Annotated in this window: 13 protein-coding genes, 2 tRNA genes and 1 pseudogene; 12 read left to right on the top strand and 4 right to left on the bottom strand. The window is 67.3% G+C overall.

From position 1 onward, the window contains the following. Positions 1-8: 8 nt before the first annotated feature. A complete protein-coding gene (pepN, locus tag ACYQ8K_RS26535; protein ID WP_459973777.1) occupies positions 9-2597 on the bottom strand; it encodes an aminopeptidase N in 2589 nt (862 codons plus the stop codon). Positions 2598-2689: 92 nt separating this feature from the next. Here pepN and ACYQ8K_RS26540 point away from each other — a divergent pair, with 92 nt between their 5' ends. The 3 genes from ACYQ8K_RS26540 to ACYQ8K_RS26550 all read left to right on the top strand — a co-directional run bounded on the left by ACYQ8K_RS26540 (position 2690) and on the right by ACYQ8K_RS26550 (position 4688). Then, positions 2690-3313, top strand: a complete 624-nt coding sequence (locus tag ACYQ8K_RS26540) for a mycothiol-dependent nitroreductase Rv2466c family protein (protein ID WP_459973779.1) — start codon at positions 2690-2692, stop codon at positions 3311-3313. A gap of 70 nt (positions 3314-3383) precedes the next feature. After that, positions 3384-3863 (top strand): ribose-5-phosphate isomerase, encoded by a 480-nt coding sequence (locus ACYQ8K_RS26545; protein WP_459973781.1) that lies wholly within the window; start codon positions 3384-3386, stop codon positions 3861-3863. An 18-nt stretch (positions 3864-3881) separates the two neighbouring features. After that, positions 3882-4688 (top strand): Fpg/Nei family DNA glycosylase, encoded by an 807-nt coding sequence (locus ACYQ8K_RS26550; protein ID WP_459973783.1) that lies wholly within the window; start codon positions 3882-3884, stop codon positions 4686-4688. 478 nt (positions 4689-5166) lie between these two features. On the opposite strand, the gene ACYQ8K_RS26555 is transcribed toward ACYQ8K_RS26550, so the two are convergent. Next, positions 5167-6363 carry a serine hydrolase domain-containing protein gene (locus ACYQ8K_RS26555; protein WP_459973785.1) on the bottom strand — a complete coding sequence of 399 codons (1197 nt, stop codon included), beginning with the start codon at positions 6361-6363 and terminating at the stop codon, positions 5167-5169. A gap of 31 nt (positions 6364-6394) precedes the next feature. After that, positions 6395-6465 (bottom strand) — tRNA-Gly (locus tag ACYQ8K_RS26560). Between the two features lie 149 nt (positions 6466-6614). On the opposite strand from ACYQ8K_RS26560, the gene ACYQ8K_RS26565 reads away from it, so the two are divergent. The 4 genes from ACYQ8K_RS26565 (at position 6615) to clpP2 (ending at position 9558) form a co-directional block, all read left to right on the top strand. Beyond that, positions 6615-6691: transfer RNA gene (locus ACYQ8K_RS26565), tRNA-Pro, on the top strand. A gap of 79 nt (positions 6692-6770) precedes the next feature. Beyond that, entirely contained in the window at positions 6771-8210 is a 1440-nt protein-coding gene (gene tig / locus ACYQ8K_RS26570; protein ID WP_459973787.1) for a trigger factor, read from the top strand. A 125-nt stretch (positions 8211-8335) separates the two neighbouring features. Continuing rightward, on the top strand, positions 8336-8926 hold the full coding sequence (clpP1, locus tag ACYQ8K_RS26575; RefSeq protein WP_459973797.1) for an ATP-dependent CLP protease proteolytic subunit ClpP1: 591 nt from the start codon (positions 8336-8338) through the stop codon (positions 8924-8926). Further along, positions 8923-9558, top strand: a complete 636-nt coding sequence (gene clpP2, locus ACYQ8K_RS26580; protein ID WP_065030767.1) for an ATP-dependent CLP protease proteolytic subunit ClpP2 — start codon at positions 8923-8925, stop codon at positions 9556-9558. Before clpP1 ends, clpP2 begins: the two co-directional genes overlap by 4 nt. Here the strand turns inward: clpP2 and mmuM are convergent. Beyond that, complete coding sequence (mmuM, locus tag ACYQ8K_RS26585) at positions 9555-10445, bottom strand: homocysteine S-methyltransferase (RefSeq protein WP_459973789.1); 891 nt, start codon at positions 10443-10445, stop codon at positions 9555-9557. The genes clpP2 and mmuM overlap by 4 nt on opposite strands. A gap of 329 nt (positions 10446-10774) precedes the next feature. On the opposite strand from mmuM, the gene clpX reads away from it, so the two are divergent. The 5 genes and pseudogenes from clpX to ACYQ8K_RS26610 all read left to right on the top strand — a co-directional run. Next, positions 10775-12055 carry an ATP-dependent Clp protease ATP-binding subunit ClpX gene (gene clpX / locus ACYQ8K_RS26590; RefSeq protein WP_064953001.1) on the top strand — a complete coding sequence of 427 codons (1281 nt, stop codon included), beginning with the start codon at positions 10775-10777 and terminating at the stop codon, positions 12053-12055. A gap of 307 nt (positions 12056-12362) precedes the next feature. Beyond that, positions 12363-14318, top strand: a complete 1956-nt coding sequence (locus ACYQ8K_RS26595) for a 2-oxoacid:acceptor oxidoreductase subunit alpha (protein ID WP_459973799.1) — start codon at positions 12363-12365, stop codon at positions 14316-14318. A gap of 107 nt (positions 14319-14425) precedes the next feature. Further along, positions 14426-15517: a 2-oxoacid:ferredoxin oxidoreductase subunit beta gene (locus ACYQ8K_RS26600; RefSeq protein WP_065030770.1), complete on the top strand. Its 1092-nt coding sequence runs from the start codon at positions 14426-14428 to the stop codon at positions 15515-15517. A gap of 13 nt (positions 15518-15530) precedes the next feature. Next, entirely contained in the window at positions 15531-16136 is a 606-nt protein-coding gene (gene mobA, locus ACYQ8K_RS26605; protein WP_459973791.1) for a molybdenum cofactor guanylyltransferase, read from the top strand. Positions 16137-17229: 1093 nt separating this feature from the next. Further along, a pseudogene (locus tag ACYQ8K_RS26610) lies at positions 17230-17423 on the top strand (transglycosylase family protein); the annotation flags it as partial.

Below are 17423 nucleotides of genomic sequence, written 5' to 3' on the forward strand. Positions count from 1 at the left end.
CGTCGGGCTCAGCCCTCGCCGGCGTCGAATCGGCGCGCGCGCAACGATCGCTTCACGCCGGCCTGGCCCTCGAGCACCAGGCGGCGCAACGCCGCCGGCACCTCCGGGTCGGACAGGAACCTGTCGGCGGCCGCGACGCCGTCCTCGCTGATGTCCCAGTGCGGGTACAGGCCGATCACCACCGTCTGGGCCACCTCGCTGGACCGGCGCGCCCAAACCCCGGAGACCGCTTCGAAATAGCGCGCGGTGAACGGCTTCAGCAACTCGGCCTGCCCGGCCGGGGCGATGCCCGCGATGATCGAGCGGGCGGTGATGTTGGCCAGGGTGTCGTCCTCCACGACCGTTGTCCAGGCCGCCTCCTTGACCTCCAGTTGCGGTCGCGCCGTCGCGGCCTGGGCGCCGTGCCGCTTGCCGGCGGCGGTCGGGTCGCGCTGGATCTCGGCATCGATGAACGGCGTCGCGGTCCCGTCGGCGTCGACACTGCCGGCGGTGGCCAGCGCGGTCACAATCCGCCACCGCAGGTCCGTGTCGACTTCGAGGCCGGCCAGCCCCAACTCGGCGGGCTCGCGGTCCAGCAGGTCCGCCAGCGTTTCGAGATGGCCGGCCGACAGTACCGACGAGCACAGCGTGTTGACGAACGCCAGCTGGTGATCCGAGCCCGGCTGCGCGCCGCGCGCCAGCTCCAGCAGCCGGTCGGCGAACTGCGGCCAGCCGTGCTCGCGCGCCCAACCCGGCTCGGCGTATGACGTCAGCGCGGTCTGGGCCTGCAGCAGCAGCCGCTGCGCCACCCCGACCTCGGATTCGGCGTGCACGCCGCCCGTCACCAGCGCCACGAAGTCGCGGGCTCGCAGTTCGGCCTCGCGCGTCATCTCCCAGGCGGCCGACCAGACCAGCGACCGCGGCAGCGGCTCGGCGATGTCGGCGATGCGCTCCAGCGCGGTGCGCAGCGACTCGGCGTCCAGCCGCAACGAGCAGTACGTCAGGTCGTCGTCGTTGACCAGCACCAGCTTGCCCCGCGAAACACCAACCAGCGCAGGGACTTCCGTGACAGGACCCTCGACGTCGAGTTCCTCGCGGTGCACCCGCACCAGCTTCCCGGCCCCGCTGGAATCGCTGTCGTCGTAGATTCCGACCGCCAGTCGGTGCACCCGGGTCTCGCCGGCGCCCGGGGCGGCGCCGCTCTGGGTCACCGCGAACCGGGTGAACTTGCCGTCGGCGTCGACGTCGAACTCCGGGCGCAACGTGTTGAGCCCGGTCGTCTTCAGCCACTGCTGACCCCAGTCGGACAGGTCACGCCCGGACGCCTGCTCCAGCGCGGCGACCAGATCGTCGAACGTGGCATTGCCGAAGGCGTGGGCGCGGAAGTAGTCGCGCAGCCCGGCCAGGAAGTGTTCCAGCCCGACGTAGGCGACCAACTGCTTGAGCACCGAGGCGCCCTTGGCGTAGGTGATGCCATCGAAGTTCACCTCGACGGCGGCCAGGTCGGGGATGTCGGCGGCGATCGGATGCGTGGACGGCAACTGATCCTGGCGGTAGGCCCACGACTTCTCGACCGTCGCGAACGTCGTCCATGCCTCGGTGAATTCGGTTGCCTCGCTTTGGCATAGCACCGACGCGAAGGTCGCGAACGACTCGTTCAGCCACAGGTCGTCCCACCAGGCCATGGTGACCAGGTCGCCGAACCACATGTGCGCCATCTCGTGCAGCACGGTCTCGGCGCGCCGCTCATAGGACGCCCGGGTGACCTTGCTGCGAAACACGTAGTCCTCGAGGAACGTCACCGCGCCCGCGTTTTCCATTGCGCCGGCGTTGAATTCGGGGACGAACAGCTGGTCGTACTTCCCGAACGCGTAGGGCAGGCCAAAGTTCTTGTGGTAGAAGCCGAAACCCTGCTTGGTCTGGGTGAACAGCCGGTCGGCGTCCATGTGTTTGGCCAGCGAGGACCGGCAGAAGATGCCCAGCGGGATCTCGCCATGCTCGTCGGCGTAGGAGTCGTTCCACTCGGCGTACGGGCCGGCGATCAACGCGACCAGGTACGTACTCATCCGCGGCGTGGTGGCGAAGGTGTGCAGGCCGTCGTTCACCGACACCGTCGCGCCGTTGGAGATCACCTTCCAGTGCGCGGGCGCGGTCACCCGCACGTCGAACGTCGCCTTCATGTCGGGCTGGTCGAAGCAGGCGAACATGCGCTTAGCGTCGGCGGTTTCGAACTGAGAGTACAGGTAGGTCTCGTTGTCGACCGGGTCGACGAACCGATGCAGACCCTCACCGGTGTTGGAGTACAGGCAGTCCGCGTCGACCACGACGACGTTGCGGTCGGCCAGCCCGCGCAGGGGGATACCGGTCGACTCGTCGTACCCGGACACGTCCAGATCCCGCCCGTTGAGCGTGGCGCCGCGGATGGTGTCGGCGGCGATGTCGATGACCGAGTCGGCGCCGGCCAGCGCGTCGAACACCACCGTGGTGATCGAGCGGAAGGTCCGTTCGCCGGGAGCGCCGGAGCCGTCGGTGACGTCGAGGTCGATCTGATAGCTGGCGACGGTGATCAGCGAGGCGCGCTCGACGGCTTGTTCGCGGGTGAGATTCGGGAGTGCCACGTGTCCAACTTACGGGTCGGGCAAACCGGGAACAGGATGCAGAGGCCTACGGTTGTGCAGATCAGACTTTCAACTTCACGAGAGGATCCGCCATGCCTGACACCGCCGCCGCGAAGAACAAGGCCGATTTCTGGTTCGATCCGCTGTGTCCGTGGGCCTGGATCACCTCGCGCTGGATCCTCGAGGTGGAAAAGGTCCGCGACATCGACGTGAACTTCCACGTGATGAGCCTGGCGGTGCTCAACGAGAACCGCGAGGGTCTGCCCGAGGAATACCGCGAACGGATGGTGAAGGCGTTCGGCCCGGTGCGGGTTGCGATCGCCGCCGAGCAGGCCCACGGCGCCGAGGTGCTCGCGCCGCTGTACACCGCGATGGGGACCCGGATCCACAACGAGGGCAACAAAGATCTGGATGACGTGATCAAGCTGGCGCTCGACGACGTCGGCCTGCCGGCCGAGTTGGCGGAGGCCGCGAACAGCGAGGAGTACGACGCGGCGCTGCGCAAGAGCCACCATGCCGGCATGGACCCGGTGGGCGACGACGTCGGCACGCCGACCATCCACGTCAACGATGTGGCGTTCTTCGGACCGGTGCTGTCCAAGATTCCGCGCGGTGAGGAAGCGGGCAAGCTGTGGGACGCCTCGGTCACCTTCGCGTCCTACCCGCACTTCTTCGAGCTCAAGCGCAGCCGCACCGAGAAGCCCGAATTCGACTAGACCGGTTGGGCGGCGATCCACTGCGATCGCCGCCGCCGGCCCGGCGGGTCGCTGTGTAAGGATTGCGGTCATGCGCGTCTACCTCGGCTCTGACCACGCCGGATTCGAGCTCAAGCAGCAGATCATCGAGCACCTCGAGAAATCCGGGCACGAGCCGATCGATTGCGGCGCCTTCAGCTACGACGCCGAAGACGATTACCCGGCCTTCTGCATCGCGGCGGCGACGCGCACGGTGGCCGACCCGGACAGCCTGGGCATCGTGCTCGGCGGGTCGGGCAACGGCGAGCAGATCGCCGCCAACAAGGTGCCCGGCGCCCGCTGCGCGCTGGCCTGGAGCGTCGAAACGGCGTCGCTGGCCCGTGAGCACAACAACGCCCAACTGATCGGCATCGGCGGTCGGATGCACACGGTGGCCGAGGCCCTGGCCATCGTCGACGCCTTCTTGACCACGCCGTGGTCGAAAGCCGAACGCCACCAACGGCGTATCGACATACTCGCCGAATACGAACGCACCCACCACGCCCCGCCGGTACCCGGCGCGGCGGGCTGACGCCGGAAAGGTCTGCGCGTGCCCGAAGGGCATACCCTGCACCGGCTGGCCCGGCTGCACCAACGCCGCTACGCCGGCGCCCCCGTCGCGGTGTCCAGCCCGCAGGGCCGCTTCGCTGATTCGGCCGCGATGGTCCACGGCCGGGTGTTGCAGCGCACCAGCGCATGGGGCAAACACTTGTTCCACCACTACGCCGGCGGCCCGATCGTGCACGTGCACCTGGGCCTGTACGGCGCCTTCACCGAATGGGAACGTCCCGCCGACGGCCTGTTTCCCGAGGCGACCGGGCAGGTGCGGATGCGCATGATCGGCGCCGGCTACGGCACCGACCTGCGCGGCCCGACCGTGTGCGAGGTCATCGACGAGGGCCAGGTCAGCGATGTGCTGGCCAGGCTGGGCCCCGACCCGCTGCGCAGCGACGCCGATCCGTCGTGGGCGTGGAAGCGGATTGCCAAGTCCCGCAGGCCAATTGGCGCGCTGCTGATGGATCAGACGGTGATGGCCGGCGTGGGCAACGTCTACCGCAGCGAGCTGCTTTTCCGGCACCGGATCGACCCGTTCCGGCCCGGCCGCGACGTCGGCGAGGACGAGTTCGAGGCGGCCTGGACCGATCTGGTCGCGCTGATGAAGGTCGGATTGCGTCGCGGGAAGATCATCGTGGTGCGACCCGAACACGACCATGGCGCGCCGTCGTACCGGCCCGATCGACCCCGCACCTACGTCTACCGGCGGGCCGGCGAGCCCTGCCGGGTATCCGGTGACCCGATCCGCACGACGGTGCTGGAGGGGCGGAACGTCTTCTGGTGCCCGACCTGCCAGAACTGAGCCCGCGGGGCCCCGCGCAGAGCCCAGCCCGGGGGAGTGGCATGCGGATTGGCAGGAAACTCTCAGCTCGAAACACTGGCGGCTATTGTTTAGCCAAAGGATCGATGCGGGTAAGAGTGTTCTCGTGAAAACTCTTCCACGTTTGGCCGCAACGGCTCTCGCAATCGGCGGGCTGGGTTTGGCGGGCTTGGGCGTCGCAACCGAGGCGCAGGCTCACCCCGGGCCCTTCCCGCAGTGGTGTCCGGGTGAGTACTGGGACCCGGGCTGGGGCGACAACTGGGACTGGAACGGCTGCCATGACTGGCACCGTGAGGGTTGGGGCCCCGGGGGCCCTGGCGGTCCTGGTCCGTGGGGGCCGCCGCCTCCTCCGCATCCCGGCCCGTGGGGACCGCCGCCGCCTCCGGGCTGGCACCCCTGATCCGCTGCGTCACGCAACCCAAACGCGCCCTGCCGGTATCCGGCCGGGCGCGTTTGCGTTTCAGCGCTGGATGACTCCCAGCACGGAGTAGACCTCGTTCGACAGCACCAGGCTGCGCGGGTCGGCGTTCGCCTTGGTGGGGTCGAAGTGATTGGCCACATACGCGTAGCCGATGCGGTGCTCCAGATCGACGAACCCGAACGAGCCGCCCAGCCCGCCGTGGCCGAAGATCCGCGGGTTGGGCCCGTTGACGCAGCGCTGGTTGAGCATGTAGCCCAGGCCCCAGCCGTGGTCGGCGACCCGCGGGCCCAGCACCAGGTCGGTGTCCAGCCCGCCCTGGCAGACCCGCACCAGGTCCATGTGCTCGCGGCTGAGCACCTTCTCCTGGGCGAGCGCGTTGTAGAACGTCGCCAATCCCAGCGCCGAGACCTGCCCGTTGGTGCCGGGAAACTCGAGTTCGCGCCACAGGTTCAGGTCGTGCGAGCCGAGTTCGTCGTCGGGGGCGAACCCCATCGAAATGGACAGCCCCGCCTTGGGGTGCTCGGCCAGGCTGGTGGGGTAGCCGGGGGCGTTCGCGTCGGCCAGCAGGTCGCGGGCGTGCGGCTTGTTGACCCGCTCGGCGCAGCGGTGCTGCTCGCGCAGCGGCAACCCGATGTGGACGTCGGCGCCGAACGGTTCGGCGATCTCGGTGCGCAGGTATTGGCCGATGGTCCGGCCCGTCACCCGGCGGAACACCTCGCCCATGATGAAACCGAAGGTCGTCATGTGGTAGCCCTGCGCGGTGCCCGGCTCCCACCACGGCTCGGCGGCGGCCAGCTGTTCGCAGACGTAGTCCCAGTCGGCGACCTGCTCCCACCGCATCCGGGTGCGCGGGCCGATCACCCCCGATCGGTGGCTCATCACCATCGCCAGCGTGATGTCTTGTTTGCCCGCCTGGGCGAACTCCGGCCAGTAGTGCGCGACCGGGGCCTGCAGGTCCAGCTCGCCGCGGTCGGCGAGTTGGTGCACGCAGGTGGCCGACAGGCCCTTGGTGCCGGACAACACGGTGGTGAGGGTGTTCTGCCGCCAGGGCCGGGTGCGGGCCGCGTCGGCCCAGCCACCCCACAGGTTGACGACCAGCGATCCGTCGACCCACACCGCGACGGCGGCACCGACTTCACTGCCCAGCGTGAAATTGCGGTCGAACGCGGCGCGAACTCCGGCAAAGTCCGAGGCGCATGACCCGTGGATTGACGCGTCGGTCTGCAGGTCGCTCATGGCGCCTTTCATCGAGCAGATAGTTAGCCCGAGCGGGCGACGGGAATCGAACCCGCGTAGCTAGTTTGGAAGACTAGGGCTCTACCATTGAGCTACGCCCGCATGTATTTAGTCGAGCGTGACTGTAGCTGGCGACGAAGATCAAATCTAATCGACTCGGTTTTGTGATCGCTCCGTGAGGTCTGCGACGTCGCTGCGAAGCCCGTGGCCAACCCGGTGTTTCAGGGGCCTTAGGATCATCGAGGTCAGCGCGGGGTGTAGCGCAGCTTGGTAGCGCATCCGCTTTGGGAGCGGAAGGCCGCAGGTTCAAATCCTGTCACCCCGACCAGCACGACCGGCCCCGTGCCATGCGCACGACCCACCGACCGCCAACAACGAGCACAGAACGAGCACTGAGGAGCACACCCGTGAAGAGCACCGTCGAGCAGTTGAGCCCCACCCGGGTGCGCATCAACGTGGAGGTCCCTTTCTCGGAACTCGAGCCCGACTTCCAGCGTGCCTACAAGGAGCTGGCCCGGCAGGTGCGACTGCCCGGCTTCCGGCCGGGCAAGGCGCCGGCGAAGTTGCTGGAGGCGCGCTTCGGCCGCGAGGCGATGCTCGACCAGGTGGTGAGCGAGGCGCTGCCCGCGCGGTACGGGCAGGCCGTCGCCGAATCGGAGGTGCACCCGCTGGGCCAGCCCGAGATCGAGGTCACCAAGAAGGAGTACGGCGAGGAGCTGGCCTTCACCGCCGAGGTGGACGTCCGCCCCAAGCTGACCTTGCCGGACCCCGGCGCGCTCAAGGTCTCGGTGGACCCGATCGAGGTCAGCGACGAGGACGTGGACGCCGAACTGCAGTCGCTGCGTGCTCGATTCGGCACCCTGACCGGGGTGGACCGGCCGGTCGCCGACGGAGACTTCGTCTCGATCGACCTGTCGGCCACCATCGACGGTGAAGAGATCCCGGGCGCGGCGGCGCAGGGCCTGTCCCACGAGGTCGGCTCGGGCCGGCTGATCGCGGGCCTGGACGAGGCGCTGATCGGTCTGTCCGTGGACGAGCCCAAGGAGTTCACCGCGCAGCTGGCGACCGGCGAACACGCGGGCAAGGACGCCCAGGTGACCGTCACGGTCAAGTCGATCAAGGAACGTGAATTGCCCGAGCCCGACGACGAGTTCGCGCAACTGGCCAGCGAGTTCGACACCATCGAGGAGCTGAAGTCCAACCTGCGCGAGCAGGTCGGCCGCACCAAGCGCGCCCAGCAGGCCGAGAACATTCGCGAGGCCGCCCTCGACACGCTGCTCGAGCAGGTGGAGGTGCCGCTGCCGGAAGCCATCGTCAAGGCCCAGGTCGACAGCGCCTTGCACAACGCTCTGCACAGCCTCGACCACGACGAGTCCAAGTTCGAGGAAGTGCTGGCTCAGCAGGGCAAGTCCCGCGACGAGTTCGAGACCGAGACGCGCACCGCCGCCGAGACGGACGTGAAGCGGCAGCTGCTGCTCGACGCCCTGGCCGACGACCTGGAGGTCCAGGTCGGCCAGGAGGACCTGACCGAGCGCCTGGTGGCGACGTCGCGGCAATACGGCATCGAGCCCCAGCAGCTGCTGGCCTACCTCCAGGAGAACAACCAGCTGCCGGCCATGTTCGCCGATGTGCGGCGGGCGCTGGCCATCGCGGAGGTGATCCGGGCGGCGACCGTCACCGATACCGCCGGAAACGCCATCGACACCAGTGAATTCTTCGGCAAGCGCGCGGAGGCCGACGCGGCCGAGCCGGCTGGCGAGGCGGAGAAGGCCGACGATTCGGATGGCGAGGCCGACGAGGACTCGGGCGACGCCGGCGAACCCGATGAGGCCGACGCCGGGAAGTGACCGCGCCATGACGCTGTGAGCGAACGTGCCCGTTTCAGGGGTGCGTGGCCGCGAAACAGTGGGCTCGGTTGGTTAGTGTCGTGAATACGGATCTCGAGAAAGCAGGTAACCCAGTCGTGACTGACATGCGTTCAAACTCGCAGGGTCTCAACCTCACGGACTCGGTCTATGAGCGCTTGCTGTCCGAGCGCATCATCTTCCTGGGTTCGGAGGTGAGCGACGAAATCGCCAATCGGCTGTGCGCGCAGATTCTGCTGCTCGCCGCCGAGGACGCCACCAAGGACATTTCGCTGTACATCAATTCGCCGGGCGGATCGATCAGCGCCGGAATGGCGATCTACGACACCATGGTGCTGGCGCCGTGTGACATCGCCACCTACGCGATGGGGATGGCCGCCTCGATGGGTGAGTTCCTGTTGGCCGCCGGGACCAAGGGCAAGCGGTACGCCTTGCCGCACGCCCGCATACTGATGCACCAGCCGCTCGGCGGGGTGACCGGAAGCGCGGCCGATATCGCCATCCAGGCCGAGCAGTTCCACGTGATCAAGAAGGAAATGTTCCGGCTCAACGCCGAATTCACCGGACAGTCGATCGAGCGCATCGAGGCGGACTCCGATCGCGACCGCTGGTTCACCGCGCAGGAGGCCCTGGAATACGGCTTCGTCGACCACATCATCACCCGCGCCGCCCACATCAGCAATGGAGAAGCCCAGTGAACCCCGAAACCCAGCCCCAGGCGCGCTACATCCTGCCCTCGTTCATCGAGCACTCCAGCTTCGGTGTCAAGGAGTCCAACCCGTACAACAAGCTGTTCGAGGAGCGCATCATCTTCCTCGGCGTGCAGGTCGACGACGCGTCGGCGAACGACATCATGGCCCAGCTGCTGGTGCTGGAGTCGCTGGACCCCGACCGTGACATCACCATGTACATCAACTCGCCCGGTGGCGGATTCACCTCGCTGATGGCGATTTACGACACCATGCAGTACGTGCGCGCGGACATCCAGACGGTGTGCCTGGGTCAGGCCGCCTCGGCGGCGGCGGTGTTGCTGGCCGCCGGGACGCCGGGCAAGCGGATGGCGCTGCCCAACGCCCGGGTGCTCATCCACCAGCCCTCGTTGCAGGGCGTGATCCAGGGGCAGTTCTCCGATCTGGAGATCCAGGCCGCCGAGATCGAGCGGATGCGCACGCTGATGGAGACCACGCTGGCCCGCCACACCGGTAAGGACGCCGCGACGGTCCGCAAGGACACCGACCGGGACAAGATCCTGACCGCCGACGAGGCCAAGGACTACGGGATCATCGACACCGTGCTGGAGTACCGGAAGCTTTCGGCGCAGACCGCCTAGCGGTTTCGGCGAAGGTCGGCGATCTCGGCGGGCCCGACCCGGCAGCAGCCGCCGACGATGCGGGCCCCGGCCGCGGTCCACTGGGCCGCCAGGTCGGTGCTGAACCGCGACGGCCCGATCCACCTGTGCCGCAACGCGTCCCAGCGTTCACCGCTGTTCGGGTAGACGATGACGGGCTTCCCGACGGCCGCGGCGTGCGCGATCGCGGGCAACACGTCGTCGGGCGCGCAGCAGTTCACCCCGACCGCGACGATCTCGTCGACGCCGGCCGCCACCGCGAACGCGTCGGCCAGTGGCTGCCCGGCGCGGGTCCGGTCGCCGTCGATGGTGTAGCTCAGCCAGGCCGGCTTCCCGACCGAGCGCACCAGCTCGACCAGCGCCTGCGCCTCGTCGACGTCGGGCACGGTTTCGCACGCCAGCAGGTCCGCGCCGGCGTCGGCGAGGGTCTCCAGCCGTGGTCGATGCCATCGCGTCAGGGCCGCGACCGACAGACCGTAGCGGCCGCGGTACTCCGATCCGTCGGCCAGCGCCGCGCCGTACGGCCCGACCGAGGCGGCGACGAGCAGCCCGCCGCCGCCCGATTCGTCCCGCGCCGCCTTGGCGAGCTCGACGCTGCGGCGCAGCAGCCCGGCGGTCTCCCCGCGGTCGAACCCGCGGGCGGCGAACCCCTCGAACGACGCCTGGTAGCTGGCCGTCGTCGCGATCGTGGCACCGGCGCGGAAGTAGGCGGCGTGCACGGCGGCGATGGCCTGCGGGGCGTCCGCGAGCAGCCTCGCCGACCACAACGGGTCGGACAGGTCATGGCCGCGCGCTTCGAGCTCGGTGGCCAAGCCGCCGTCGAGCAGCACGGATCCGCCGGGCCATGCAAAGCCCCCCGCCAAACCCACGTGGCCACTGTAGGGTGAATTCTTGGGGGTCCGCCCAGGCCTCGCGTGATTGTTGGCGTTGGGTTGGCACCTCCACACCGAAGCAAGGTCGGAGGGCAGCCAGCCTCGGTCGCATCACGACCGCGACACGCCAAAGACACGCAAAGCGCGCCTTTCGCGAGTGACGGGCACCCTCTGGCTATATGTTTCATCCATACGGACATGCATGAATACCACCGACGCGATTCGGCCCTTATGGTCGCGTCGGGCCCGAACAAACGGGTAGCGTCGGTGAATACATGCGGGGACAGGCAAGACCAACGGCGAACAGGAAGTAGGCCCTCAGCACCATGGCGCGCATCGGAGACGGCGGTGACCTGCTGAAGTGCTCGTTCTGCGGGAAGAGCCAGAAGCAGGTCAAGAAGCTCATTGCTGGTCCCGGCGTGTACATCTGCGATGAATGCATCGATCTGTGCAACGAGATCATCGAAGAGGAGCTCGCCGACGCCGACGACGTAAAGCTTGATGAACTCCCCAAGCCGATCGAGATCCGGGAGTTCCTCGAGGGATACGTCATCGGGCAGGACACCGCCAAGCGGACGCTCGCCGTCGCGGTCTACAACCACTACAAGCGGATCCAGGCCGGTGAAAAGGGCCGCGACTCGCGGCACGAGCCGGTCGAGCTGACCAAGTCCAACATCTTGATGCTCGGGCCGACCGGGTGCGGCAAGACCTACCTGGCCCAGACGCTCGCCAAGATGCTCAACGTCCCGTTCGCGATCGCCGACGCCACCGCCCTCACCGAAGCCGGTTACGTCGGTGAGGACGTCGAGAACATCTTGCTCAAGTTGATCCAGGCCGCCGACTACGACGTCAAGCGTGCCGAGACCGGCATCATCTACATCGACGAGGTCGACAAGATCGCCCGCAAGAGCGAAAACCCGTCGATCACCCGCGACGTCTCCGGAGAGGGCGTCCAGCAGGCCCTGCTGAAGATCCTGGAAGGCACCCAGGCCTCGGTTCCCCCGCAGGGCGGTCGCAAGCACCCGCACCAAGAGTTCATCCAGATCGACACCACCAACGTGCTGTTCATCGTCGCCGGGGCCTTCGCTGGCCTGGAGAAGATCATCTACGAGCGCGTCGGCAAGCGCGGCCTGGGCTTCGGGGCCGAGGTGCGCTCCAAGGCCGAGATCGACACCACCGATCACTTCGCCGAAGTGATGCCCGAGGACCTGATCAAGTTCGGCCTGATCCCCGAGTTCATCGGCCGGCTTCCGGTGGTCGCCTCGGTCACCAACTTGGACCGTGAATCGCTGGTCAAGATCCTCTCCGAGCCAAAGAACGCGCTGGTCAAGCAGTACACCCGGCTCTTCGAGATGGACAACGTGGAGCTCGAGTTCACCGACGACGCCCTGGAAGCGATCGCCGACCAGGCGATTCACCGCGGCACCGGCGCCCGCGGCCTGCGGGCCATCATGGAAGAGGTGCTGCTGCCGGTGATGTATGACATCCCGAGCCGCGACGACGTCGCCAAGGTCGTGGTGACCAAGGAGACCGTCCAGGACAACGTGTTGCCGACGATCGTGCCGCGCAAGCCTTCCCGTTCCGAGCGTCGGGACAAGAGCGCCTAAGCCCGTCCATTTCCCGGCGGCGCCACTTACCGACCGCCTAACGCCCTTTGCTGCCCGCGCGACGTGCGTTGACGTGACCAACGCCACAGTTTGCTGTGCTACTGATCAGTAGCACAGCTCTGACGTCGTCTTTTGGCTGCCGACGCGGCTGAGATGACGGTTCGGGGAGGGCGATGGCGACCGGAAATCAGTGCCATAATTGATACTTCCAGTGACATCAAACCGAGACGGCCGGAAAGTCACTTTCACGGGCGTAATCTAGTTTGCGCGCAGTGTCTGTCCGGTGAACAAAGTGGAGGGCAAAGACGTGGATCCGAACGGCAGTGGAGCCGGATCAGACTCACAGAATGGGGCTTCCCGCAACGGATCTGCCCGTCAGCGTCTCGAACAAGTCGTCATTCGCTTCGCGGGGGACTCCGGCGACGGCATGCAGCTCACCGGTGACCGCTTCACGTCCGAGGCAGCGCTTTTCGGCAACGACCTGGCCACCCAGCCCAACTATCCCGCCGAGATCCGCGCCCCTGCAGGAACCCTGCCCGGCGTTTCGTCCTTCCAGATTCAGATCGCCGACTACGACATCCTGACCGCCGGCGACCGGCCCGACGTCCTCGTCGCGATGAATCCCGCTGCGCTCAAAGCCAATATCGGTGACCTGCCCCGCGGTGGAATGGTGATCGCGAACTCCGACGAATTCACCAAGCGCAACCTGACCAAGGTCGGCTACGTCACCAACCCGCTCGAGACCGACGAGTTGTCGGACTACGTGGTGCATTCCGTCGCGATGACCACGCTGACGCTCGGGGCGGTCGAGACGATCGGCGCCACGAAGAAGGACGGCCAGCGTGCCAAGAACATGTTCGCGCTGGGCCTGCTCTCGTGGATGTACGGGCGGCCGATCGAAACCAGCGAGAAATTCATCCGGGAGAAGTTCGCCCGCAAGCCCGAGGTCGCCGAGACCAACGTGCTGGCACTGAAGGCGGGCTGGAACTACGGCGAAACCACCGAGGCCTTCGGCACCACCTACGAGGTGTCCCGGGCGACCCTGCCGTCGGGCGAATACCGCCAGATCTCGGGCAACACCGCCCTGGCGTACGGCATCGTGGCGGCCGGCCAGCTGGCGGACATCCCGGTCCTGCTCGGCAGCTACCCGATCACGCCGGCCTCCGACATCCTGCACGAGCTGTCCAAGCACAAGAACTTCAACGTCATCACCTTCCAGGCCGAGGACGAGATCGGCGGCATCTGCGCGGCCATCGGCGCCTCCTACGGAGGCGCGCTGGGCGTCACCACGACCTCCGGTCCGGGCATCTCGCTCAAGTCGGAGGCGCTCGGGCTGGCCGTGATGACCGAGCTGCCGCTGCTCGTTGTCGACGTGCAGCGCGGCGGGCCCTCGACCGGGCTGCCCACCAAGACCGAGCAGGCCGACCTGTTGCAGGCGCTCTTCGGCCGCAACGGCGAGTCGCCCGTCGCGGTGCTGGCCCCGCGCTCACCGTCGGACTGCTTCGAGACCGCCCTGGAGGCGGCGCGCATCGCGGTGTCCTACCACACCCCGGTGATCGTCTTGTCCGACGGCGCGATCGCCAATGGCTCGGAGCCCTGGCGCATTCCGGACGTCAGCACGCTGCAGCGCATCACGCACACCTTCGCCAAGCCGGACGAGCCGTTCCAGCCCTACGCGCGTGACCCGGAGACGCTGGCGCGGCAATTCGCCGTGCCCGGCACCCCGGGCCTCGAGCACCGCATCGGCGGGCTGGAAGCGGCGAACGGCTCGGGCAACATCTCCTACGAGCCGGTCAACCACGACCTGATGGTCCGGCTGCGTCAGGCCAAGATCGACGGGATCTCGGTGCCCGATCTGGAGGTCGACGACCCGACCGGCGACGCCGAGCTGCTGCTGATCGGCTGGGGCAGCTCGTACGGCCCGATCGGTGAGGCCTGCCGGCGCGCGCGGCGCAAGGGCATCAAGGTGGCGCACGCCCACCTGCGCTACCTCAACCCCTTCCCGGCCAACCTGGGTGAGGTGCTGCGGCGCTACCCGCAGGTGGTGGCGCCGGAAATGAACCTGGGTCAGCTGGCGTTCCTGCTCCGGGGCAAGTACCTGGTGGACGTGCAATCGGTCAGCAAGGTGCAGGGTGTCGCCTTCCTGGCCGACGAGATCGGCCGCGTCATCCGCGCCGCGCTGGGCGGGACGCTGGCCGAGGTGGAGAACGACAAGACGATGGTCGCCAAGATGGCGGCAGCAACGGTTGGAGCCGGCGCATGAGCTCCGTGGTTCCGGCCGGCGACAATGCAGAGCGAAGCGATGAGGAGCGGTGCTCGTGACTTGCGCCGCGACAATGCAGAGCGAAGCGATGAGGAGGAGCGGCGCTCGTGACTGACGTGATCGGCAACCTGGCTGGCAAAGACCTCGGTGTGACCGCGAAGTTGACCAAAAACGATGGGGTCCCCACCACGGACCAGCCGCAGAAGTCCAAGGACTTCACCAGTGACCAAGAGGTCCGCTGGTGCCCGGGCTGCGGGGACTACGTCATCCTGAACACCATCCGCAACTTCCTGCCCGACCTCGGGCTGCGCCGCGAGAACATCGTGTTCATCAGCGGCATCGGGTGCTCGAGCCGGTTCCCGTACTACCTCGAAACCTACGGTTTCCACTCGATCCACGGCCGCGCACCGGCCATCGCCACCGGTTTGGCGCTGGCCCGCGAGGACCTCTCGGTGTGGGTGGTCACGGGTGACGGGGACGCGTTGTCGATCGGGGGTAACCACCTGATCCACGCGCTGCGCCGCAACGTCAACATCACCATCCTGCTGTTCAACAACCGGATCTACGGTCTGACCAAGGGTCAGTACTCGCCGACTTCGGAGGTCGGCAAGGTCACCAAGTCGACCCCGATGGGATCGCTGGACCACCCGTTCAACCCGGTGTCGCTGGCGCTGGGCGCCGAGGCGACCTTCGTCGGCCGCGCGCTGGACTCCGACCGCAACGGGCTGACCGAGGTGCTGCGCGCCGCCGCCGGCCACCGGGGCGCCGCCGTGGTCGAGATCCTGCAGGACTGCCCGATCTTCAACGACGGCTCGTTCGATGCGCTGCGCAAGGAAGGCGCCGAGGAGCGGGTCATCAACGTCCGCCACGGCGAGCCAATTGTGTTCGGCGCCAACGGCGAATACTGCGTGGTGAAGTCGGGCTTCGGCCTGGAGGTGGCCAAGACGGCCGACGTGTCGGTCGACGAGATCGTGGTGCACGACGCGCACAGCGACAACTCGGCCTACGCCTTCGCCCTGTCCCGGTTGTCGGACCAGAACCTCGATCACACCGTGCTGGGTATCTTCCGCAACATCAGCCGGCCCACCTACGACGACGCCGCTCGCGCCCAGGTGCAGGCGGCCCAGTCGGCGAAGGCGTTCGACTCCGCCGCGCTGCAATCGCTGCTGCGTGGGCGCGACACCTGGACCGTCGACTGACGTGGGCGACCAGATGCCCGACACGGAGAAAAAGGCCGGGCCGCTGGCGGGGATCGTGCTGGCCGGCGGCGAATCACGCCGCATGGGCCGCGACAAGGCCACCCTGCCCGGCCCCGGCGGCGCCGCCACGCTCCTCGAATACGTTGCGGGGGTCCTCGCGCAGCGCTGCGAGCCGGTTTTCGTGATGGCCGCGCCGGGTCAACCGTTGCCCGCGGTGCAGGCCCAGGTCATCCGCGACGAGGTGCGCGGCCAGGGGCCGCTGCCGGCGACCGGGCGCGGGCTGCGGGCGGCCGCGGAGGCGGGCGCCCGGTATGCCTTTGTCTGCGCCGTCGACATGCCGTTGCTGTCTGCGGAATTGATCGACGAACTGGTGCAGCTGGCCACCGAGACCAACGCCGAGATCGTGTTGCCGTGGGACGGCCGCAGCCACTATCTGGCCGCGGTGTACCGCACCGATCTGGCCGGGCGGATCGACGGCCTGGTCGCCGGCGGCGCCCGTTCCATGCGTGCCCTGATCGACGCCTCGGACGCCCAGCAGATCGTGCTGCCGGAATCGCGCTTCCTGGCCAACGTCAACACGGAGAGCGACCTGCTCGCCCTGGCACAGTCGCGAGGCTGACGGCGCAGCCCCCGGCCGATCGCGCCGGCGGGCTCTGCGTGTTCGGCAATTCGACGCTATTGATCGCGCCCCGTAACGGCGACATTCGTTATTGCGATATTTCTCAAATAGCGCCGCGTAATATCGGTATGCCATGGGCGGCGTCGATCCGGAACATTTCCCTGGCTGGGCATCGTGATCTGTTGTGGCAGTGGCGATTTGGAGCACCACTCTTTTGCTTCTGGCGGTTCTGGCGGGCACGCCATGTCCAGGCCTTCCCTAGTGGTCTAGGCATTTCAGCAAAATCGACTTTTGAAATCGCACGCCCCTGTCGGATGGTGTCACCCGGTTGGCCGGCACCAGGCGTCCGGTGCCGATGGGAGGGCCTTCGCTTTGGTCAGTGTCGCTCGAAAACTATTGCAGCCGTACTTGATTGGTGAAAACAGTTGTCGAGCAAGCCAATACGTCGGGCGCGCTAGTCGGCATGCTCGGTCGTGCGCCGATCGTAGCAATCGAATTGTGCTGGCGCACAGTAGGAGTCGATCTCATTCGGTATCCTTGACCGCCGGCCCGCGCGGGGCGCCCTGCGGCACGCGCGACTTGCGGTACTCTACGCTGGTTTGCGGTCGGGACATTCGGATCCCTTGAAGCACTGGCCAATCGGGGGCAGCGCGGCAAATAACGTGTGCCAGCTCACAAAACGCAGGTGATTCGGCTCACCATTTGTTTGGCGATTCCGCCCGAGCGCCGATTCGGAAAACGCCGTGATGACCTGCACAAATGGACGAGATGCCGCGGCGTGATCCGTCCGTTACCGAAACGAGATATCCGATTTCCGAAGATGACGAATGCGCCGGGGTCTTCTACGGTCCCTGTTAGCCCACAACGGGTTACGGAAAAGTAATCAAATAATTGAATCCACGGACCCGCGTGCGAGCGGCGCCACGGACGGCGAAAGCCCGACCGTGGTCGGTGGGTAACACCCGCCGGGCAGACTTGGCCCGCCGCTGCCGTGCCTGACCCAGACGGCACGTTTCAAAGCAGGCATCAACCAGACAGCTTCAGCCCACTCCCGTGGGCTTGCTTTGGCGCGCGCACCGCGAAAGGAACAAACTTGAAGAACGTCCGAAAGACGCTCATTCTTGCCGCGGTCACGGGCACGCTCGTGACCATCCCATCGGCGACTGCGCACGCGGACCCGGAAGCGGTGGGCTTCGACCCCAACGCGCCGGCCGCCGGCCCGGCCCCGGACGCTCCGCCGCCACCGGCCCCGGACGCTCCGCCGCCACCGGCTCCGGACGCTCCGCC

This window comes from Mycobacterium sp. MUNTM1, from assembly GCF_054660795.1.

What these genes read in the sequence shown, in the direction of transcription:
- clpX (WP_064953001.1), top strand. Translation starts at nt 10,775, where the DNA reads ATGGCGCGCATCGGAGACGGCGGTGACCTGCTGAAGTGCTCGTTCTGC.
- ACYQ8K_RS26540 (WP_459973779.1), top strand. Translation starts at nt 2,690, where the DNA reads ATGCCTGACACCGCCGCCGCGAAGAACAAGGCCGATTTCTGGTTCGAT.
- ACYQ8K_RS26545 (WP_459973781.1), top strand. Translation starts at nt 3,384, where the DNA reads ATGCGCGTCTACCTCGGCTCTGACCACGCCGGATTCGAGCTCAAGCAG.
- clpP1 (WP_459973797.1), top strand. Translation starts at nt 8,336, where the DNA reads ATGCGTTCAAACTCGCAGGGTCTCAACCTCACGGACTCGGTCTATGAG.
- mobA (WP_459973791.1), top strand. Translation starts at nt 15,531, where the DNA reads ATGCCCGACACGGAGAAAAAGGCCGGGCCGCTGGCGGGGATCGTGCTG.
- ACYQ8K_RS26555 (WP_459973785.1), bottom strand. Translation starts at nt 6,363, where the DNA reads ATGAGCGACCTGCAGACCGACGCGTCAATCCACGGGTCATGCGCCTCG.